Origin of the sequence: Lentimonas sp. CC4 (assembly GCF_902728235.1) — a bacterium.
Classification (GTDB): Bacteria; Verrucomicrobiota; Verrucomicrobiia; order Opitutales; family Coraliomargaritaceae; genus Lentimonas.
The window spans coordinates 1,843,998-1,864,885 of sequence record NZ_CACVBO010000001.1 but is presented as its reverse complement, the minus strand read 5'-3'; the positions used below and the strand labels follow the sequence as shown (position 1 = coordinate 1,864,885).

Sequence of the window (20,888 nt, the reverse complement as noted above, 5' to 3'; positions counted from 1 at the left end):
TCGAGTTCCTTTAGGTGCTCGACCCACAGTTCCAGCGAATAGAAAACTCCCCATAGGGTGACCAGCTTTCCACCTACTTGAATCCAGCCGAACGATGGACTAAAAGATCAGGCGCTCCACATCCGAACAACTAGTGGCACTCAACCATTGAGGATGATGCTTAAACCAGCCATCAGAGTGGTTCGATTTCCAATCCTCTGGCCAAAACCAGCAACCTTGTTCAAGCGGAACCTCTGAAGTATTATACAACAGCAGCATTTTCTTCTTAGGCATACGCCGAGACCACTCGGCCAGCATGTGATTAAAACCATCATCACCAAAACCATAGCCCGAACTGATAATTCGATCATGCTCTTTTAGTAGACGCCGAGCCTGGAGATACATCTCTCCAGTAATTCCACGCGTATAGGCTTCTGTCTTTGTCGTATTGCCCGTAGTGACTGGCTCCTCATGAGTAGGACAGCTGAACTTCTCTTCATCACGATCTATAGCCTCCCAGCCATGAACCTCCGGATCATTTACTATCCCCCAATCATACAGATAGTTGCCATCACTCATCCGCTTACCAAACTTCCACCAACTGACACAGCCATGCAGCTTCACTATACGAACACATTTTTCGTCATCGAAAGCCGTATCATCGTAAAAATCAACCTGCCTATCATTCGATTCCTGAGAATCAAACCCTGTTGTGTAAGGAATCCCCCGACTTTTCAGTAAAATTTCAACAAGCCGATCATGGTTCAAAGTCAAGACATCGACATTTCCAGCTCCATATTTATCAATTAGACTAGGGATCAATTCGAGCCCTTTAGGAGCATCTAGAGGGTCCAATAATCTACGAACACATTTTTCAATATACTCACATGCCTTACTAGCGATCGCACCGAACGGTTGTCCCCCAGAAACAGCAGCGCGTTTGTAATATGCCCAAAAACTAGCAGTCTCACGATAAACATAATCCCGAAAACGCACCATCGAAGCATCTTTCAGTTTCCCAACTTCAAATTCAGAGATGCGCTGAGCTAGAGAATACAGCGATTCGTAATTTTCGGTTTCACCCATCCGATGAATCTCTTTTTTAAGCACTTTCAAAAAACCTTGTATATGATCGATCTCTTCACGCTTGAAGGAACGTCCATGACGGTCTCCTGTGAGTAGACGATCATCGTCCTTAGAGAAAACTAGATTCGTCACATCTATAACCATCGGTGCTCCCGATTCCTTAGACACACCAGACCCCAATACGAATAATACACGTTTACTAGACTCAGCCATTGTATAATCAGCTAACGGCTATTCCAGTAGAGTCAACGATCTGTGCAAACAAAAAAAAGGGGCGAACTTCCATTACGCATTAATACTATGAACAAAAAAGCACTATTCTTTTCTTTTCAGGAATACACGGAGCTGTAAGGTATCTCAGCCTAGAGCGTTCATACTCATACACCACGACTTTCCTTTTCGCATCCCGTCACACGACATGCCTTCCTCTAAAGAAACCATCCACCTACGCGGCGTCCGCCAAAACAACCTCAAAGGCTTCGACCTCGACCTACCCATCGGTCAACTCACAGTCGTCACCGGTCTTAGCGGAGCAGGTAAATCCTCTTTGGTATTCGAGACGCTGCATGCCGAAGGCCAGCGCCGCTATGTAGAGACCTTCTCGCCCTACACTCGTCAATTCATGGATCTGATGGATCGCCCCAAAGTCGATTCGGTCGAAAACATCCGCCCCTCCATTGCGATCCAGCAATCCAACACCGTCAAAACATCGCGCTCCACCGTCGGCACCATTACCGAACTCTGCGACTTCTTTAAAGCTTGGTTCCCCAATGTCGCCACACTGATCGACCCAGCCACTGGCCAACCAATCACCGACGACAATCCACAATCCATCTGGAAAGCGCTCCTCAAAGACCATCGCGACACCAGCCGCATCATCGCCTTTCCCATCACACGCCCCGAAAAGTTTGAATGGAGCGAGATCCTACAGCCCCTCTCTGCCCAAGGCTACACCCGAGCAGTCTTCGATGGAAAAATCACCCGAATCGAAGATCTCACCCCTCAAGTCTCCCCCCTCAAGTCTCAGCCCTCAAGTCTCAGCTCTCTTCTAGTCGTTCAAGATCGCATCGCGATCAACGACAAGAGCCGCTCGCGCTTCATCGAAGCCGCACAAAACGCCCTCTCCTTTGGCAAAGGGCGCATTCACATTCTGGATACAGAAGGCACCACTGTCGCAGAATTCACCCACGGCCTGCATTCTCCAGAAACGGGCATCACCTATCGCCCAGCCACACCGCCGCTCTTTTCCTTCAACTCCCCCATCGGCGCCTGCGACAAATGCCGCGGCTTCGGCAGAGTGATTGAGATCGACTACAATCTAGTCACCCCCGACAAAAGCTTATCCGTTGACGACGGCGCCATCCGCGCATTCCAAGGCGCCGTTTACAGCGAAAGCCTACGCGACCTGCAACGCGCAGCAAAGAAGCACAAGATACGCACCGACGTGCCTTGGTCAAAACTACGCAAAAAGGAACTCGCCTTCATCATGGAAGGCGAACCGAACTACAAAGAAGACCATAACCAATGGTATGGCGTTTATCGATTCTTCGACTGGCTGCAGACCAAAATCTACAAGATGCACGTCCGCGTCTTCCTATCCAAATTCAGAAGTTATTCAACCTGCCCCGACTGCAACGGCTCACGCCTAAAGTCCGAAGCACTCAACTGGAAGTGGAAAGGACACACACTCCCCGACCTCTACCAAAAGAGTGTCAGCGAGCTGATCTCACTCATCACTCCCGACTCATCACTTTTCACTCCTCAGAAAACAAAGTCGCAGCAGAATAACGCACTCGACGGAATATTGGCACGACTTTGCTTTCTGAGGGAAGTCGGCCTCGGCTACCTCACACTCGACCGCACCTCGCGCACCTTATCTGGCGGCGAGACCATGCGTGTGAACCTTACCTCCTGCCTCGGATCGGCACTCGTTGACACACTCTTCGTGCTCGATGAGCCCTCCGTCGGCTTGCACGCCCGCGACATGGATCGCCTCATTGCGATCCTCCGACGGCTCACCGCGCTTGGGAACACCGTCGTCGTTGTGGAGCACGACGAAGCAGTCATGCGCGCAGCCGACAATCTCATCGAGATCGGCCCGAAACCAGGCATTCACGGAGGTCAGCTCATCTTCAACGGCAATTACGACAGTATCCTTTTTTCGGATACAACTACCGGACGCTTCCTCTCTGGCCGTGAAGACATTGAAGCCCCTGCTGATCGCCGTATCACCACAGGCAAGCATTCAAATTTCGACGTTCAAAGTTCAACGTTCAAAGTTCCCACCCTCTCAATCTACGGCGCCACTAAGCACAACCTAGACAACGTCGACCTACACGTTCCGCAACAATCGTTCGTCTGTCTCAGTGGCGTATCCGGATCGGGTAAGAGCACTCTACTCAACAACGTCATCTACCAAAATTTGCTCGCGCAAAAAGGACTGATCGCAGACGACCCTGCTCCGCTCAAAGATATTGAGTCCACACTACCACTCTCTGATGTAGTGCTCATCGATCAAAGTCCCGTCAGTAAAACACCACGCTCCAACCCCGCCAGCTACTCCGACGCATGGACTGAGATACGTAAACTCTTCTCAAAACTAGAGGCCGCTCAGTCCGCAGGCATGATGCCCGGTCACTTCTCATTCAATAGCGGCGAAGGCCGTTGCGACACCTGCTCCGGACTCGGCTTCGAGCGCATCGAGATGCAATTCGTATCCGATCTATTCGTGCCTTGCGAAACCTGCGAAGGCCAGCGCTTTAAGCCTGAAGTCCTTGAGATCGAATTCAACGGGAAGTCTATCGCAGACATTCTAGATCTCGATGTCGACGACGCACTCACCTTCTTTGCCGAGCATCCCAAAGTCACCCGCTGCCTCAAGCCCCTGATCGATGTCGGCCTCGGCTATTTAAAACTCGGGCAACCACTCAACACGCTCTCCGGCGGCGAATCGCAACGCCTCAAACTCGTCCGCTACTTAGGCAAGGTCGCCGAAAAATCCGGGCACGCCTTAATCCTCATCGACGAACCCACCACAGGCCTACACCGCGCCGACGTCAAACGACTCATCGGCGTGCTTCAAAACCTCGTCAACGCAGGACACTCGCTCATCGTCATCGAGCACAACATCGACATCCTCAAAGTCGCTGACTGGATCATCGAGCTCGGCCCCGAAGCCGGCGCAGCCGGAGGAAGAATCACCGCACAAGGCACACCCGAACAAATCGCAAAAGCCAAATGCGAAACCGCCAGCTATCTGCGCGAAGCGCTGGGAGGGACGAGCTCCGCCTCGTCCGCCGAACCGAAGCCCGAACTAATAGCCGCCGAACCTAAGGCCAGCTATAACACTTCACACTCTTCACTTTTCACTTCTCACTCAAAATCACTCACCGTCCGCGGTGCCCGCGAGCACAACCTAAAGAACATCAACTGCGAGATCCCGCACAATAAAATCAGCGTCGTCACTGGCGTCTCTGGTTCAGGCAAATCATCGCTCGCCTTTGATATTATATTTGCCGAAGGCCAGCGAAGATTCATGGAGTCAATGTCCGCCTACGCACGCCAGTTCGTCGAGCAAATGCCGCGTGCCGATGTGGACGAACTCAGCGGAATTGCACCCACTGTCGCCATTGAGCAACGCGTCACAAAGGGCACACGTAAATCCACCGTCGCCACGATCACCGAAGTCGCTCAACACTTACGCCTACTGTTTGCCAGAATTGGTATCCAACATTCCCCTACAACTGGGGAAGCCGTCGTCAGCCAAAGCGAAGGGGCACTTTTCAAGCGCCTGCAAACCATCATTAAAGAATCAAAGTCTGCTGCCACCAATTCGAAGTTAAAAGTTGGACGTTCGATGTTCGACGTTCTTCAGCTCTGCGCGCCATTAATTCGAGGCCGCAAAGGACACCATCAACCACTCGCCGACTGGGCACGCGACCACGGCTATGAAACCTTGCGCATTGATGGCCAACTCGTGCCGATCAAAAACTTCAAAAAGCTAGACCGCTATAGCGAGCACGACATCGAACTCGTCATCGCAGACCTGAAGCAACAAACAACTCTCAACAAACAACTCACGCTCGCTCTCAAACTCGGCAAGGGCACCGCCTTTGTGCTCAATGCCAAAAACGAGATCGTCTCCTGGCTCTCCACTCGACGCACCGATCCCACCACCGGCGAAGCCTTTCCGGAGCTCGACCCGAAGCACTTCTCGTGGAATAGCCCACGTGGTTGGTGCCCAAGCTGCCGCGGCTATGGGCAAATCTTCGACTGGATGAACAAAGACGAAGAAGCCGCGATCGACCTGCCCGATGGCGTCGAACATGGCGACACCTGTCCCGACTGCCAAGGCGCACGCCTCAATCCATTGAGCAGTGCAGTGCGACTGCCTCTGAAGGAACGTCGAACATCGAACGTCGAACTTTCAACGTCGAGTAAGAAGCAAAAACATTCAGCGTTCGATGTTGAGCGTTCAAAGTTCGACGTTCAACGCGTTCAAGGATCGGTCAATTTACCCGACCTACTCTCGCTCGCCCCCTCGCAACTGCTCAAGACACTCAAACGCGTAAAGACAGATAAACGTAGCGCGCCCATCCTCGCAGAGCTCATGCCCGAAATCGAAGAGCGGCTCCGCTTCATGGATCGCGTCGGGCTCGACTATCTCGGTCTTGATCGCGCAACCGCAACACTCTCTGGCGGCGAAGCCCAGCGCATCCGCCTAGCCGCACAACTCGGCTCCAATCTATCCGGCGTGCTCTACGTGCTCGACGAGCCATCCATCGGCCTACACGCCCGCGATAACGCTCAACTCCTCACTGCGCTGGAGCAACTCCGCGACCGCGGCAATACACTCCTCATCGTCGAACACGACGAAGAGACAATGAAGCATGCCGATCAGATCATCGACATCGGGCCGGCAGCTGGCATCCACGGCGGCGAGATCGTCGCCTCCGGCACGCTCGCACAACTACGCACGAACAAGGCCTCGATTACCGGCAAATATTTGCGCAAAAGCATGCCCCATCCCTTACGCGGCACGCATCGCGAACTCCCCGCAGCATGGAGCCCTCGCAAAAAGAAAAGCAACGAGCAATGGATCAGTCTGCAAGGCGCAGAGCTGAGAAACCTAAAGGGCTTTGATGTGCAAATCCCCAAGCAACGCCTCACCGCAATCTGCGGCGTCTCCGGCGCTGGCAAATCGACCCTCACCCGCGACCTACTCAAACCACTGGTCGAAGCCGCGATTGAATCGAAGTCAGATAAACTCACGCAGAAACAACTCCCCACTTCTCACTCCTCACTTTCCACTAGCTTTCGAACGCTCTGCGGAGCAGAGAGCGTTCGAAAGGTCATCGAAGTCGACCAATCCCCCATCGGCAAAACACCACGCTCCACGCCAGCGACCTACATCGGCGCGTTCGATATCATTCGCGACATCTACGCCAACCTCCCTGAAGCACGCTTCCGCGGCTACAAAGCTGGCACGTTCTCGTTTAATACCAAAGGTGGTCGTTGCGAAACCTGTAAGGGCGCAGGACGTGTGAAGCTCGAAATGAACTTCATGCCCGACACCTATGTGACCTGTGAAGATTGCAACGGCCGTCGCTACGGCGCTGAGCTCGACGAGCTGCGTTGGAACGGCAAAAGTATTGCCGATGCCCTCGCCATGAGTTTCGAAGAAGCCGCTGAGTTCTTCAGCTTCCACACCGGCCTCAAAAGCTTGCTCGACGCCATGGTCGAGACCGGCCTCGGCTACATTGAGCTGGGCCAATACTCACCGACCCTTTCAGGCGGTGAAGCGCAGCGCCTGAAACTCGTCAGTGAACTCGCCAAAGGCATGCCTACCTTCAAAGAGCGCCAATACAACAAAGGCCAAGGTAATCTCTACATCCTAGAAGAGCCGACCATCGGGCTACACTTGAGCGACGTTGAGCGCCTCACCGAGCTACTCCACCGACTCGTCGACAAAGGCCACACAGTGATCACCATCGAGCACCATCTTGACGTAATCGCCGATGCGGACTACACGATCGAGATCGGTCCCAACGGCGGCGATGCCGGTGGTGAATTACTCTATCAAGGCGATGTTGCGGGATTGAAGAAAACCAAAGGCAGCGTGACAGCGAAGTTCTTATAAGTGAAACAGACATTGCTGTCTGTCCTCAGCGTGATACAGGCATTGTGACGCCACCTCCGACAGGGCATCCAGAGTGCCACAAACTAAAAACAGGCAGGACGTAGGTCTGCCGGAGATGGCGTAGCAATGCCTGTATCACGTCTCAGCTCTCAAGTCTCCACCCTCAGCTCTCTCCTCCCTCAACCCTCTCCCGCCTCACTTTCCCGAAATCGGCGAGTGATCCCTTTGAGAAAATTACGGAGAAATTGATCTCCACACTCCATATAATGCCGATGGTTGGGTGCTCGAAAAAGTGCCGTTATTTCACTTTTTGAGACTGTAAACCCTACGTCTCTGAGTATATCGACGACATCGATATCTCTCATTTCAAAGGCGATCCGTAACTTTCTAAGGATCATGTTATTATTGATGGTAGCCGTGGAGAACTTTTTAGCGGGGCCATCGCTCGGCCCACGACATTCATAGATCAGTCCATCTAAAAAGGCGTGCATGGTTTCTGCGGGGCACTCCAGAAATCCTTCCTCCTCTTCGTTTTTGAGGAGATCGACGACCTCGAGAACCGACAGTTCCATGCCACCAGCTTTGATCATTGCGACCACTTCTCTGTTTTTTGCTTCAAGCGCATAGCGCACGCTCCTCATCACTTCGTTGTTTGTCATTCTATTTCGTATTGTTGGGTTCGTCGTTTCTGAGCTGAATTAAGAAAAGACGCCAGTCATCATTTGCAGAGATTTGCGAAGGATTCAGTCCGTAAAGCTTTGAATCCCCCCCCCTAAGGACAGCCCCCAGTTCACTTACGATTCGAGCCGGCCCTTGATCTCACTCAGCGTAAAGCGCTGCCCTTGAAGTTCGCGTATCTGCACCACGCGCATTACTGAGATACGTCAGCTCAATCGAAACGCATCCGCGTCCAGCTGCTGACGTTGGGCGCTAGAGCCTCGAGCACGGCCACTCACGTAATCAACTCGGAGGTGCACTGGACAATCGATCGTTAAGCATGAGTCCCTGCACTTTTACAAATCATCAGGCACCGCAGTATTATATGCTGAATGAGTATGCCTCATCTTGGTTATTTTGAAGCTGTCGGCGCAGATGCCAAAGATGGACTATTGAACGGAGCCTGGTGCTCCACGGAGGCGGAACTGTGGGCATGGTGCAGTCGAGATGGTGATCTGATATTAATACTAACATTATTACGCTATCCCCCAACATATTGGGATATGCGGAAGCCTATTTTGGGCATATTATTTTAAACGAACACAATCCCCCAAAACTAAGTAAAATCATGAAAAGAACCCCCATTACAAAAATACTCACTGCCTCGCTGGTCTGCGGCTTGGCGATTCCTGCTGTCGGCTCAGCTGCGACTGTCACGGTCGGACCAGGCACAACCAACTGGGAGCAAAATTGGGCCAATGCGACTGTTCTTGAGGATGGCACATGGCTTGTGCCAGCGGCTTCCGCCGGTGACCTCGCGATTATTAATCAAGGCAAAGTGGTCCAAGTGGACACCACTATTTCCGTTGCTGCAGGAGATGTGATCATCGCCAATACTGCCAGCGGTCAACCAGAAACTTTTTTGGAAGTTAACTCTGGCGGTTCGTTGACAACCGCCACTCTCACCGTCTCCGCGGCTTTAGACGCGGGTGATCTTAAGGTTCAGGGCGGAGCACTTACCACTGAAGCACTAAATATCAATGAGAACGGCACGGCGACGGTTAGTTCAGGGTCCTTGATGTCTACAACGATAGCGGTGAAAACTGGCAGCGTCATGACTGTGAATGGCACTGGCGCAGTGACTACCACTGGGGCGTTTACCAATGCTGGAACCACACATGTCACTGGTGGAACTCTCGCGACTGGCACGAATCAAATTTCGGTGACTGGCGGCAGTTTCAATGTGAACGGCGGTGCTGTGACAGTCACTGGTGGGGCATCTGCCACAGCCGGCGCTTTGAAGGCTGATGGTGGTGACATCAATCTGACCTCAGGTAGTATTACGGTCAATGAGAACTCAGCGGGTGGTGGCACGACAAATGCGACCGGCACTGGCTCAGGCAAACTGAACATCGCTGGAGGCGATTTCATCGTGACAGGGCAGACAGCAGGTAATGATACGGTTCAATTCAATGGTGAAGTGACGATCAGTGGTGGTAGTTTTTCTGTCGCAGCGGGTCAGGTGATTACAAATGGCTTAGCAATCTTCAACATTGTCGGTGATGCAACCACTTCAATCGAAATGAACAATCTAAATCTTGTTAACACTCGCACTGCTACGTTTAATTTCACCTTTGATGATGACGGAGTTGAAACGGTCACCAATACTGGATTTATGGGGCTATCAGCGGTCACTCTAAATGTAGATGGATCTGCTTATGCGGGTGGGATTGCATCCTTCGACCTATTTACTTCAGCTAACCTAACATCAATCATTGAGTCTGGAAATATTGCGGTGTCTGGTTTGGGCGTTGAGGGAGTCGATTGGGAGATAGTTCAAGGCTTCGGTGTTGGTGGAGATAATAATGTAACCTTGAACATCTTGACCATTCCTGAGCCAAGTGCCTATGCATTGCTTGCGGGCCTGTTAAAGCTCGGCTTTGTGACCGTTCGTCGCCGTCGCTAGTTCGATGCTGCCACGGTCGGACTTCTGATTGGTTCAATTTAATTTCAAGGCCGCGCCCTAGGGTGCGGCCTTTTTTCGGCTCATTGTCCTTTAGCGAGATCGGCATTTGTGGCCTAGCACATATGGCTGTTAAGTGTGGAGTATGCTTCATGCCGCTTGCAGGAGAGAACATGCCTAAGGCTCTCTGCGAGAAGCCTGTGCCATTGAACTGTAGCGAGACTGTGAAGGGAGATCAGTTGCTCTGTGAATTGCGAAAGAGTCATTTCGTAACTCTTTAAACCTAAAAAGGTGAGTTAAAACTACGACGGAGGTCTGCCGTAGATGGCGTAGCAATCTACGCAGATCCACGCGAATAAATCCCAGAAAGCGCATGCTCACAAATACTTATATAGCTCATGGATGTGAGCTAAGAGTAAGAAGCTCTTCGCCATTTTGGCGACCTGTCAGATTCGCGTAAATTAGTGAGGATTCGTAATTTATAAAATTGAACCTAAGCCTACTGCCGAATCTAGGTTAAAGGTCCTCGATCGGCGGAGCGTGGTCATAGCTTGCTATTCGGCAGAGAGCAGTGATATTTGCGCACAATGAAGCGCGTAAAAATTAGCCACCTGACTGAGTATCGATTTTCGGAATCGGTCAATTTTTCCGAGCATCGCTTATTGCTGCGACCACGTGAGGGGCATGATATACGTATCGCGTCTTCACTGTTGAATGTGAGTCCGGCGCACAAGGTAAAGTGGCATCGTGATATTTATGGTAATTCGGTTGGATTATTGACGTTAGAGGAGGCGTCGGATCACTTGCGAATCGAAAGTGAGGTGGTCATCGAGCATTACAGTTCAAGCCCTTTAAATTTCATCGTGGACAATCGGGCGGTGACCTTCCCGTTTCCGATGGAGCCGGAAGATCGCTTGGATTTGTTGCCCTATACAACACATACTTGGCCGAATGAGACGCGCAGCCTGAAAGTTTGGGTGGCTCGCTTTTGGCAACCCGGTCAGTCGATTGAGACGTTTCTGCTATTGGATCGGATGAACAAGGCGATCGTCAGTGACTTCATGTATGGGATGCGAGAAGAGGCGGGAGTGCAAAACCCGACAGAGACTCTGAAGTTAAAGACCGGCAGTTGTCGTGACTTCGCCGCATTTTTTATCGAAGCATGTCGCTACCTCGGCCTGCCAGCGCGGTTTGTGAGCGGTTACTTGCACAACCCCGGATCGACCCAACACGGCTCAACCCATGCATGGTCGGAAGTCTATTTGCCAGGAGCCGGCTGGATCGGATTTGATAATACCAGCGGACTGGTAACGGGGAGTGCGCATATTGCGACCGCTGTGCATCGTCATGCCGAATCAATTCCCCCAGTTGCCGGCTTTTTTATGTCGAGCAGCAAAGTGTCAACCGAACTGCATGTCCAGGTGGACGTGAGTGAAGCGTAGCAGCGACATGAGTGCCGCTGTTATGATCTCCTAAGCTACTGACGCCTGATCTGTGATAGGATTGTGCTATCCTTGATCTTATCATCTGCAGCTAACAAAAATGCTTTGGATAAAATCATCGCCATCTTTCCATCTCCCTCGAATGGCAGAAAGACTTCGGATTTTTTTGCCCGAGCTGGTGCTTTAACAATACACAAATACTGATCATTCGGTTCCATCAGGATATTTCCACTCCCTAGGTGAATCTTGTAAGTTCTGACAGAGCCCTCCACCACCAAGAACTTACCAATCAGACTACACTGCTTGGCTATTTTCAAACGCGGCAATAGTAACTCCAGCATCTGCTTACGTAGTTCTGCGCTTTCCCCAAGTTCACCAAACGAGTAGCTCTGCCAATAGTCTCGATGCGCCCCCTCTGGACCACCATCCACCCAATTGGGATCGTTTCCGACGCTAGTCACACCGACGAACAAATCTACGTCACGCAAAATCTCACTGAGCACAATTGCTGGAATCGACTCCACCGCCAACGGTTCCTCAAGCTCTTGATGATAACCGCCACTATAACCTCCGCCTCCAGCGTGCGCAGTGGCCTGTTCGGCATCGATACGATAGAACCGAACCTGATCAGTCGCTAAATATCGGTAGGCTCCTGACTCTAGAACATATTCCTCGGTATAGTCATCTCCAACACCCTCGACCCAGTATTCCGCACGAATCCCCCACTGAGGTAACAGTTTAAACGCTGGCGGATACTCATCATCCACCATGAGCCGTAGCCGATTCTTCCAACCACGAACCGCGCACAAGCTATTGAACTGGTGCTGCTTCAACATGTGCGAAGCAAAACGATTTGAATACGTCCCTGTCGTTCGCTCCGCATCGGTTAATAAATAAATCTCACGGTGCGCCTGTTTAAACGGTTGTTGAATCAGGTGTTCAAACAACCAGCTTCGCCAGCCCACAATCTCATCAATTGCACTCTCAATCGGGTGCCATAGCCGAACGACCGCATCTGCTGGAAGGCTTAACTCCTCTCCCGATGAATTTCGCAGAGTGCCCTCATACCAGATTCCGTTAACAGCTAGATCTTCCGATTCACTTTCAAACGACCATATCAACCGTCGCGCTAAGACCCCTACGACGGGATGGTCTAAATAGCGTTCCCTCCACAGCGGCAAAGGCCACGATTTCTGGAGCAAAAACAAATTATCAATACGCTCCTTTTGAGCGACCAACATCTTCTCTAGATCTTTTGCGCTTCCCTTGATCTCCTTAATATCATCCGCGAAATTCTGCTTCAATGAAGCTGGAAGCGTTTTCTGCGGATTACCATCTGGTTTGAGAAAGCTCAGAACCGGCTTCTGTCCGACGACCTCAAGAACAGCCGTATAATCGCCTAGCGACTCCTCCATCCGTCCGACATCTGTCAGTCCATAACTCGGCACGCTCATTTCCTCCAGTTCATCCGTAGAGACACCCACTTGATCTGCGAGACGCTGTAGCGCTTTCTCAATACTCTTCTGCGCAGTTCCAAATTTCACGCGAACCTTCATCATCGCCAATTGAGACAACGCAGCTTCGGAGCCGACATTTCCCAACGCCCAGACGCAGGCATTACCCAAACGCGTCGCCCGAGGCCCAATCCCTGGAATTTTCTTGTAAGCGCTGACTCCGACAAATCCCAACGCCCGAGTGAGCTCATCGACATTAACGAGCCCAGACATCCATGCCAGCCCCTTCAATGCATCCAGGTTCGGCTCAGAGAATGACATCGGATCGAACTGAACCGAATAGCTCCCACCATATTTTATTTCACGAACTTCAAGTGCTGGCTTATCAACAAGCAGCAACCATTGCTCGGAAAACTGCGCAAAGCGCTCCTCTCCGACTTCACCGATCAATTCACATGCCCGCTTCTCCCATTTCTTAGTAGGCTTCCCCGCACTACAATTACTCGCGTGATCCAATAAATGTGCCCACTGCCCTCGTGCGGCATCCGACATCGCCTCGAGATCATCCAATAACTGATTCGCGAAAACCTCACCATTTCTAAGAATCCGAACAAGAGGTGCTTCGCCTTCCTCTAAAACAAGCTCTCTCAATTTCTTTGCCCATTTACGTGAATCGACATTCTCACCATCAAAATGTTCAATCAACTCCTTTAGCAGCTTGATCTGTTCATCCGTAAATGATCCTTGAGCTTTCAGGTATCTGTTTGCAAACGCAGGAAAATACGCCCGTGGATCTACCCACGGAAAACCACCTAACTCAATCAATGCCACGCACAATTTAGTAAATTGCGACTCATTCAATGATTGCTTACGCCGAAGCAAAGCGGAAACCAAGAAACGAGCCCGAAGATTAGTCGAACGATCACGATTCGGCAATTGATAGGGGGCTTGATTCGATATGGATTTTTTTGAAATCGCACACGCCACCAACAAGAGCAACTCGGCCTGCCGCGTAGTATCCAGTTCCAACAACTCCTTAAACTTAGGCTCTAAGCGAACCAGTTCCTCGCAAAGCCAACCATCCTCGGCTTCAATAGGGCATAGGTAGAGGTTCAACAAACCGGTGAGTTCACTCACCTCTACAGGTTTCGTTCCAAAGAGTCGCTTAAGCATCTAATTATCCTTTTTGTTCAACCGCCGACTAGCGCCACCAATTTTATAAATGTTACATCTGTATCGACCTTTACGCTAAAGGCCTGATCCAAGCTTTCGACCTGACAATCTCCGACTAAAACAAAGAATCCATTTCTCTCAAAGGCCTTACATGCCTCTTGGAATTGTAGCTCCCAATCAATCGCCCTACGAGATGTCACTCTCCCTTTCGCAATCTTACTCGCCTTGGAATTCAAGTGCTGTTCTTCCTTCGTCGGCGTAACTAATAGCTTTCTCAATGGTTCGCTCGGAGCTTCAATCAGCTGACGATTATAATCCTCCACTTCCTGATATACGCGCTGACGAATCAACTCTCGAACCGTCAGTGTTTCAGTCAAACTATTCAGAGTCAGGACTACTTCCTTCTCACTCCCGACGCGCTCATCGCATATTGTAATTGTAGCCATATGGTTTCCTCCAAGTCTAAGATTAATCCGATCAAATAGTCGTTAGAGTCACACGTCAACTACTTGATTACAAGTGAACTAATTGACGCGAAAGTGCCATCAGCGATACCTGTATCTTAAGCCTGTCGGTATTACGATAGATCCAATGGCTCAAATAATACGGAATAGATCACTCCCACGAGCACTCTCCTATCCAATATGACAAAACCAGAAATAAACGCACTCGACCTCAGTAACACATTTCCACGCAGTCCGCGCGCAACGCTTGGCGGCTACGTGATCGCAGGACGCACGCTGGATAAATGCCGCGCCGTGATCGCAGGAACCGCAGGCGAGTATCACTTCGATTGCCCGCTCGACCAACTTTTTCTCCAATTCGCAGAGATCTCAGCGGAGGACTTTAAGGCCTTTGTCGCAACTGGTGCCGATGACGCCGCCGTCGCCGAATGGATACAAGCCAACGCAGCCGATCACACACAGGAGGCCTTGGTCCAATGGAACAACGATCTACGCTTCAAGCGAATTAGCGAAATGCCGATTGAACTGCAGGTATACCTCGAAGGCTACATTGCAGAGTTCATTCCATCTAATAAAATCGTTTACAACTGGTTCGACGTCTATGACATCGAAGAGCAGCGCATTTAGCGCTACGAACCTAAAAAGAGTAGTTAGAAGTTAGAAGACAGAAGTTAGGAGCTGATCATCAGTGATTTATGCAGTCTCTGCCGCTCGCAATTGGTTGAGTGTCGCTGCGCTCGGCAGACGACGCCCTAAGCACTTCATTACCAAAGACTAACTTCTGACTCCTTACTTCTAACTCCTGAATTCAGAATGAACCGCCCGCTTACATCAACCAGCACACCAGTCGCAAGCCCATGCACCGATGCGTGCGTGACCGACCGTCAGAACATCTGCACAGGTTGCTATCGGACGATCGACGAGATTATCGATTGGGCACGGCTGAGCGAATCCCGTAAGCGAGATATTTTGGTGCGTTGCCAACAGCGTAAAGCGGAAGCCTAATAAAGGGCGATGGTTCGCCTAAATACCGTTTCATAATTCCACATATCTCGCAGTCCGAGACTCCCGTGACATGTATGGGCGCAGTGTGCGAATTGACTCGCACCCTGGATGCGCAATCAAGCTGACTTCTAAGCGATTTCACACAGACCTGCGCAAGCGCAGTCACTACCAAATAAAGGAGAGAAGGTGCTCACCCCCTAAAAAAGCTTCCGCGCCGATTAGCGTGAGTGGTCGCTTCGGCATTGTTTGTTCTGAGATGGTTCTCCAGTTCACTGGTGTGGCACGGGCTTCTCGGAGAAAGCCTGTTTGCGCTATCGAATCCATGCTCGCCTGCCATAGCAGGAGAAGTATACACCACAATTTTGAATCAGAGATTCCCCAGTGCGCGGGGAGCCTCAACAGCCATCCCGCTACACGACGATGAACCAAAAAATAACGTTCTACGTTTGAGTTTGCTCGATTTTTATACAAAATATTTACATATGAAAATCCTAGCTGCCCTACTCTCCTGCTCACTCTTAGCACTTCCAACACTCGCGAATGTTGTAAAAATCACTTATCCCGACTGGCCTGAAGGTGTGGTATTAACGAACTTGGCCGCAGTCGTGCTAGAAGAAAAAATGGGGTATACCGTCGAACTGACACTGGCAGAACCCGCAGTGATTTACGATTCAGTCGCAGCGGGCGAGCAGGATGTCTATCTGGATGCCTGGCTTCCCTTCACGCATGCCTCCTACTGGAAAGAACACTCATTCAGCTTGGAACGGCTAGGCACCATTATTGAACAGACACATATCGGCTTGGCGGTGCCGAGTTACGTCGATATTACGAATATCAACCAACTCAATAACAACCGAGAGTTGTTTGGCGGCAAAATAATCGGCATCGAGGTGGACGCGGGACTCACCAAGATGACTAAGCGCGCGATTAACGAATACGAGCTAGACTTCACACAAGTCAGCGCGGGCACAGACGCAATGACCACGGCGTTGGATAAAGCGATTGCAGCAAACGAACCAATCGTCGTGACAGCATGGACACCACACTGGATGTTCGCTCGCTACGACCTCAAGATGTTGGTCGATACGAGAAATGTTTATCAGCCCGACGGCATCCGAAAATTTGCGCGACCTGGCTTTGCTGAAGACCAACCGGACGCGAATCGCTTCCTTAAACGCTTCGCACTGACGGAAGATCAGCTCAACGCCCTCCTACTGGAAGTCCATGATAGTCAGAGCACCGCGAAAGAAGTCACCCGCAAGTGGATGATGGATCACCCCGAGATCATCGAGGCATGGATTGCCCCAGAAAAGAAGTGGTGGCAAAAGGTCTTTTAGGCAGATTTTCAGGGATTCGTTATATTTCTTAATATTCCTCGTAAATAAGGGTTGATCTTACTGAAAAGGCCGCTTTCTTCGTCTCCATTGGTATGGAGAAGTGGCTGAGTGGCCGAAAGCGCTTCTTTGCTAAAGAAGTGAGCCTCAAAAGGGTTCCATGGGTTCAAATCCCATCTTCTCCGCCACCTTTTAAAACCCGCTCTAACGAGCGGGTTTTCTTTTGCCTGAGTGACAAGATTGAGCGGTCTGCCGCTCGTATTAATCATAATCCGACTCTTACTCATAATCCTCAATGGATACGCCCTTAGATTAAGAATAAGATGATGAGTAGGATTAAGATGAAGGACTGACTCTGACGGATGGCGTGCGGGACGCACGCCGCGACCTCCTAGACGTGGTGGTATTTAGAACCGGCATTGATCGATACGGCACGGTAGAGCTGCTCGCAGAGTAGCATACGGGCGATTTCGTGCGTAAACGTGAGCGGTGAGAGGGCAAAGAGAACATCTGCCTTTGCTTTGACATCGGGACTGAGCCCATATGCCCCGCCGATTATGAAAACGGCGGGTTGCCCCTGAAGGTTGAGCAACTCTTTAGCGAGGCCAGCGGAGGTGCGGGTCTTGCCCTCTTCAGCCATTGCGTAGATGCGGGCACCTTTGCGCTTGGCTAAGGCATCGAGAATGCGTTCGCCCTCGCTCTCGACTGTGCCATCGTTGAGCTCAATCAGCTCAAAATTGCCAGATCGCTTGAGACGCTTTGAAAAGTCATCGGTGAGCGCTAGCAGTGGCTTGTTCTTCATTCGGCCGATGGCAATGATGGTGTAACGATACATGAGAGAGTGAAAGTGGTAGTGAAGGTGAGAGTGCGGAGACTGACAGTGAATGAGAATGAGGCGAGATCTCTGCCACTTAATCAAATGCTCAAGCGGCAGGATGCCGCTTCTACTCTGTTTAGTCGGGAATCTCCAGATCAACAAGGACGGGGCAATGGTCGCTCACATAGGAGCGGAGGATCTCGCAATGCCGCACCTTATAGCTGGGTGGCACGAGAATGAAGTCCAAGCCGTGAATGGGCATGAGCGAGGGAAAGGTGCGGCCTTTGATCGGATAGAGCTGATAGGCGCAGCGCTCTTCCAAATAATTAAATAAATGCGCAACGGCGTCGTTGGGTTTGCCAGACCGGCTATTGAAATCGCCGCAGACGATCGGCGATAGATACGTCTCGCCGCCCCGTTGGGCATGGCGCTCTTCTAAAAATAGGATGAGCCGCTCGATTTGCTCAAGCCGGCGCAGTCGTGATTTATAGTCGAGATGCAGATTGACGATTGGCAGATGCCCGTGCGGCAGGGTGTGCTCAGTGTAGAGAAAGCCTTTCTCGCCGAGCTCTGCGGTGCCAAAGGCTCGATGATCGGCATGCTCTATAGGGAAGCGCGATAACACACCATTGCCATAAGCCAGCGGCAAACGGCCACCTCGACGATTATGCACGCCGAGATGACTGTGCTCATAGCCTACCTCGGCTTTTAAGAAATCGAGCAGATGGATACGCTTGTTCCAATGCGAGTCTTCATCGACCTCCTGCATTGCCACGATATCTGCCCCCTCGCGCTTGAGCAATCGAGCGATACGCATGAGATTACGCTCGATTCCCCGTGCACCATGAAAGCCCTGATACGTCGAAAGCCCACGCCCATGCGCTATATTGAGCGTAAGGATGCGGAGCGAACGAGGTGACATAAGCAATGAGGTGGTGACTACGCGCCTTCTTGAACGGAGCGCGCGTATTCAGCTACGGATTTAAATAGTGAATCCGCAAAGGATGCGACAGAAACCAGCACAAGCTGAAGCTCTACATCACTGAAGAACACGATATCCTCTGCGCGGAATACCTTACGCAGGTCAACCAGCTTGCCCTGAGGCTGCCCTTCGACAGCGGCTTCTTGGATCTCGACGGACTTCAGTTCGATAGCAAGTTCGCCTTGCTCATCGACTTGCTCGGCTTTAACGACACCGTTCTGTTGCATCAGAATCTGCATCACGAAACCAAGTGAGGTAATGCTATCCTCTAGCTCGCACATGATGCCGTAATCCTTCTCCAGGCGGTTAAATTTCTCGTCGAGTTGAGCTGGGATGAATGCTTGCTGCGACTCTTGTGCCGCCTTCTGCGCATCAGGCGTCACGTCCTTATTCGCATTCGTGGCTTTCACCAGAGCGAGGAAGAAGTGCGCGTTGTTCATCGCAGTCACGGTCAAATTCAGGGAATCTCCAATCACCTGACGCACGAGAAGATCGCGTGCATAGGCCTGCATTTGTTCAAAGTTTTGGTGGCGTGGAGCCGCTGGCATGATGCGGGGCGCATTCACATGTTGATTGTAAGTCTCTTCCTGCACCGCCTCTCGCGAAGCGAGATTAAACGCCAACATGTCGAAATGGCGCTGTAGCCCGGACATGAACTGTTGGGCGATTTGCTGGAGATTAACTTGCTGCGGTTGCCCGCCGTTGGGATTGGATTCAGCTGTCATAAAAATTCTCTTTAATAATGTAACTTTGGGAAAAGCCCTTCACTCAACGAATTCTGGCAGCAGGGACAACCTCGTATTCAACTTATGCGAAAAATGATTGGAAGCAACTCGCGTAAAGGCTCGTCTGCCCTGCTTTATTGATTACAGTAACGCTTATGTGGGCATGGCTCAATGAACAGCTAATCATCCCCCTCACCTCTTGGTTGGGCGGAGCGTTGGCGTTTTTCGTAGCAAATGCCACAACTGTGGTGGGTTTCATCCTCGCCTTACTCATCATCCGCCGCGTGCTGACGGAGAAACGTAACCCCAGCAACTTCTTCGCGTGGTTCTTTCTCGTCCTGTTTTTCCCGCTCGTGGGCGTGCCGCTCTATTTTATGTTCGGCGGACGTAAAAGCCGTAAATCATCGCGTATTAAACGCGAAATCGCCGAAGCCGCGCGGGCTCTAACCGACGAGTTACACGCCCAGCGACCACGACCACATGACATGCTCGCCTACGAAGGCGGCAACACAGTGACCACAGGTAACCATTTCAAACTATTGCCCGACGGCGAGACTGCCTTTCACCGAATCTGCGCGGAAATTGAGAAGGCCGAGCACACCATCCATATCGCCACCTACATCTTGAGCCGCGATGCCACGGGGAATACAATCGTCGATCTCCTAGCAAAACGCGCCGCCGAGGGCATCACTGTGCGCCTCCTGCTCGACTCGCTCGGCAGCTGGAATCAGACCCGCGCCGCACGTTACAAAATACGCAAGGCTGGCGGCCACGTAGCGATGTTCATGCCTGTGCTGCCGATCCAGACGCAGATTTCCTCGAATCTCCGTAATCATCGCAAGATCGCCATATTCGACAACTACCGAGCCATCACTGGTGGCCAAAACCTCGACATGCGCTTTATGGGAGCAACGCCGACGCCCGAGCGCTTCACCGATTTCAGCGTAGTGACCCAGGGGCCAGCGGTCGCCCACCTCACCCGCACCTTTCTGGCGGACTGGGCATTTGCCGCCAAAGAATCACCTACAAAACACAGAAAAATCCTCTGTCACGTCCCCGAGGAAGCCGGCGACAGCACCATCGAAGTCATCGCCAGTGGCCCGGACGTCCCGAACGACCCACTCTGGGAGCAAATCATCCGTATCATCCAAGAGTTCAAGCAGAACCTGACGATCATCACGCCCTACTTCATTCCCGATGAAGTGCTCTTTCAATCGCTCATCGTGAAAGCACACACAGGACGCTATATTCGCCTCGTGCTACCACTGCAGTCGAACCATTCCATTGCCGACATCGCACGCCACCACTACCTGCGCAAGTTGAACCAAGCGGGCGTCGAGATCCTCTTCTACACGCCGCGCATGCTGCATGGTAAAGTCATCTTAGCCGACGGCAGAGTCGGCCTCGTCGGTTCCGCCAATATCGACATGCGCTCGCTATTCGTAAATTTCGAGATCGCGCTGCTACACTACACTCCACAGGACATTCAAAAGCTGGAGCAATGGGCGCAGGGGATCATCGAAGACAGCATCACCTACGCAGAGGCCACCGCCGACAAACAGCTGATGCCTGCGAAGTTCACCGAAAGCCTCGTGCACCTGCTCGTCCCGCTGCTGTAAAAGCCGTCGCAGAGCTGGGAATCAATTACGACCATCTCGCACCCCGACG

General features: G+C 51.5%; 14 protein-coding genes and 1 tRNA gene. 8 read left to right on the top strand and 7 right to left on the bottom strand.

The window, feature by feature from the left end; genetic code table 11:
- Positions 1-99: 99 nt before the first annotated feature.
- Positions 100-1,278 (bottom strand): SIR2 family protein, encoded by a 1,179-nt coding sequence (locus GZZ87_RS08265; RefSeq protein WP_162027573.1) that lies wholly within the window; start codon positions 1,276-1,278, stop codon positions 100-102.
- A 205-nt stretch (positions 1,279-1,483) separates the two neighbouring features.
- Here GZZ87_RS08265 and uvrA point away from each other — a divergent pair, with 205 nt between their 5' ends.
- On the top strand, positions 1,484-7,204 hold the full coding sequence (gene uvrA, locus GZZ87_RS08260) for an excinuclease ABC subunit UvrA (RefSeq protein WP_162027574.1): 5,721 nt from the start codon (positions 1,484-1,486) through the stop codon (positions 7,202-7,204).
- Positions 7,205-7,383: 179 nt separating this feature from the next.
- Here uvrA and GZZ87_RS08255 read toward each other — a convergent pair whose 3' ends face one another.
- Positions 7,384-7,863, bottom strand: a complete 480-nt coding sequence (locus GZZ87_RS08255; protein ID WP_162027575.1) for a DUF1456 family protein — start codon at positions 7,861-7,863, stop codon at positions 7,384-7,386.
- 626 nt (positions 7,864-8,489) lie between these two features.
- Here GZZ87_RS08255 and GZZ87_RS08250 point away from each other — a divergent pair.
- Complete coding sequence (locus GZZ87_RS08250) at positions 8,490-9,827, top strand: PEP-CTERM sorting domain-containing protein (protein ID WP_162027576.1); 1,338 nt, start codon at positions 8,490-8,492, stop codon at positions 9,825-9,827.
- A 584-nt stretch (positions 9,828-10,411) separates the two neighbouring features.
- A complete protein-coding gene (locus GZZ87_RS08245; RefSeq protein WP_162027577.1) occupies positions 10,412-11,266 on the top strand; it encodes a transglutaminase family protein in 855 nt (284 codons plus the stop codon).
- Between the two features lie 35 nt (positions 11,267-11,301).
- On the opposite strand, the gene GZZ87_RS08240 is transcribed toward GZZ87_RS08245, so the two are convergent.
- Positions 11,302-13,893 carry a DUF4132 domain-containing protein gene (locus tag GZZ87_RS08240; RefSeq protein ID WP_162027578.1) on the bottom strand — a complete coding sequence of 864 codons (2,592 nt, stop codon included), beginning with the start codon at positions 13,891-13,893 and terminating at the stop codon, positions 11,302-11,304.
- A gap of 17 nt (positions 13,894-13,910) precedes the next feature.
- Entirely contained in the window at positions 13,911-14,339 is a 429-nt protein-coding gene (locus GZZ87_RS08235) for a hypothetical protein (RefSeq protein ID WP_244647999.1), read from the bottom strand.
- Positions 14,340-14,537: 198 nt separating this feature from the next.
- Here GZZ87_RS08235 and GZZ87_RS08230 point away from each other — a divergent pair, with 198 nt between their 5' ends.
- The 4 genes from GZZ87_RS08230 to GZZ87_RS08215 all read left to right on the top strand — a co-directional run bounded on the left by GZZ87_RS08230 (position 14,538) and on the right by GZZ87_RS08215 (position 16,884).
- The gene (locus GZZ87_RS08230; protein WP_162027579.1) at positions 14,538-14,984 is read left to right on the top strand and encodes a DUF5069 domain-containing protein; all 447 of its coding nucleotides are present in this window, start codon (positions 14,538-14,540) and stop codon (positions 14,982-14,984) included.
- A 186-nt stretch (positions 14,985-15,170) separates the two neighbouring features.
- Complete coding sequence (locus GZZ87_RS08225; protein WP_162027580.1) at positions 15,171-15,362, top strand: DUF1289 domain-containing protein; 192 nt, start codon at positions 15,171-15,173, stop codon at positions 15,360-15,362.
- Positions 15,363-15,844: 482 nt separating this feature from the next.
- A complete protein-coding gene (locus tag GZZ87_RS08220; RefSeq protein WP_162027581.1) occupies positions 15,845-16,699 on the top strand; it encodes a glycine betaine ABC transporter substrate-binding protein in 855 nt (284 codons plus the stop codon).
- Positions 16,700-16,793: 94 nt separating this feature from the next.
- Positions 16,794-16,884: transfer RNA gene (locus tag GZZ87_RS08215), tRNA-Ser, on the top strand.
- 203 nt (positions 16,885-17,087) lie between these two features.
- On the opposite strand, the gene GZZ87_RS08210 is transcribed toward GZZ87_RS08215, so the two are convergent.
- The 3 genes from GZZ87_RS08210 to GZZ87_RS08200 all read right to left on the bottom strand — a co-directional run bounded on the left by GZZ87_RS08210 (position 17,088) and on the right by GZZ87_RS08200 (position 19,220).
- Positions 17,088-17,531, bottom strand: coding sequence for a 23S rRNA (pseudouridine(1915)-N(3))-methyltransferase RlmH (locus GZZ87_RS08210; protein WP_162027582.1), 444 nt, complete (start codon positions 17,529-17,531; stop codon positions 17,088-17,090).
- Between the two features lie 118 nt (positions 17,532-17,649).
- Positions 17,650-18,435, bottom strand: a complete 786-nt coding sequence (locus GZZ87_RS08205; protein ID WP_162027583.1) for an endonuclease/exonuclease/phosphatase family protein — start codon at positions 18,433-18,435, stop codon at positions 17,650-17,652.
- A 17-nt stretch (positions 18,436-18,452) separates the two neighbouring features.
- Positions 18,453-19,220, bottom strand: a complete 768-nt coding sequence (locus GZZ87_RS08200) for a hypothetical protein (protein ID WP_162027584.1) — start codon at positions 19,218-19,220, stop codon at positions 18,453-18,455.
- 137 nt (positions 19,221-19,357) lie between these two features.
- On the opposite strand from GZZ87_RS08200, the gene cls reads away from it, so the two are divergent.
- Entirely contained in the window at positions 19,358-20,839 is a 1,482-nt protein-coding gene (gene cls, locus GZZ87_RS08195; RefSeq protein ID WP_162051170.1) for a cardiolipin synthase, read from the top strand.
- Positions 20,840-20,888: the final 49 nt, after the last annotated feature.

Coding starts and splice junctions, on each gene's coding strand:
- GZZ87_RS08265 (WP_162027573.1), bottom strand. CDS start 1,278: ATGGCTGAGTCTAGTAAACGTGTATTATTCGTATTGGGGTCTGGTGTG.
- uvrA (WP_162027574.1), top strand. CDS start 1,484: ATGCCTTCCTCTAAAGAAACCATCCACCTACGCGGCGTCCGCCAAAAC.
- GZZ87_RS08255 (WP_162027575.1), bottom strand. CDS start 7,863: ATGACAAACAACGAAGTGATGAGGAGCGTGCGCTATGCGCTTGAAGCA.
- GZZ87_RS08250 (WP_162027576.1), top strand. CDS start 8,490: ATGAAAAGAACCCCCATTACAAAAATACTCACTGCCTCGCTGGTCTGC.
- GZZ87_RS08245 (WP_162027577.1), top strand. CDS start 10,412: ATGAAGCGCGTAAAAATTAGCCACCTGACTGAGTATCGATTTTCGGAA.
- GZZ87_RS08240 (WP_162027578.1), bottom strand. CDS start 13,893: ATGCTTAAGCGACTCTTTGGAACGAAACCTGTAGAGGTGAGTGAACTC.
- GZZ87_RS08235 (WP_244647999.1), bottom strand. CDS start 14,339: ATGGCTACAATTACAATATGCGATGAGCGCGTCGGGAGTGAGAAGGAA.
- GZZ87_RS08230 (WP_162027579.1), top strand. CDS start 14,538: ATGACAAAACCAGAAATAAACGCACTCGACCTCAGTAACACATTTCCA.
- GZZ87_RS08225 (WP_162027580.1), top strand. CDS start 15,171: ATGAACCGCCCGCTTACATCAACCAGCACACCAGTCGCAAGCCCATGC.
- GZZ87_RS08220 (WP_162027581.1), top strand. CDS start 15,845: ATGAAAATCCTAGCTGCCCTACTCTCCTGCTCACTCTTAGCACTTCCA.
- GZZ87_RS08210 (WP_162027582.1), bottom strand. CDS start 17,531: ATGTATCGTTACACCATCATTGCCATCGGCCGAATGAAGAACAAGCCA.
- GZZ87_RS08205 (WP_162027583.1), bottom strand. CDS start 18,435: ATGTCACCTCGTTCGCTCCGCATCCTTACGCTCAATATAGCGCATGGG.
- GZZ87_RS08200 (WP_162027584.1), bottom strand. CDS start 19,220: ATGACAGCTGAATCCAATCCCAACGGCGGGCAACCGCAGCAAGTTAAT.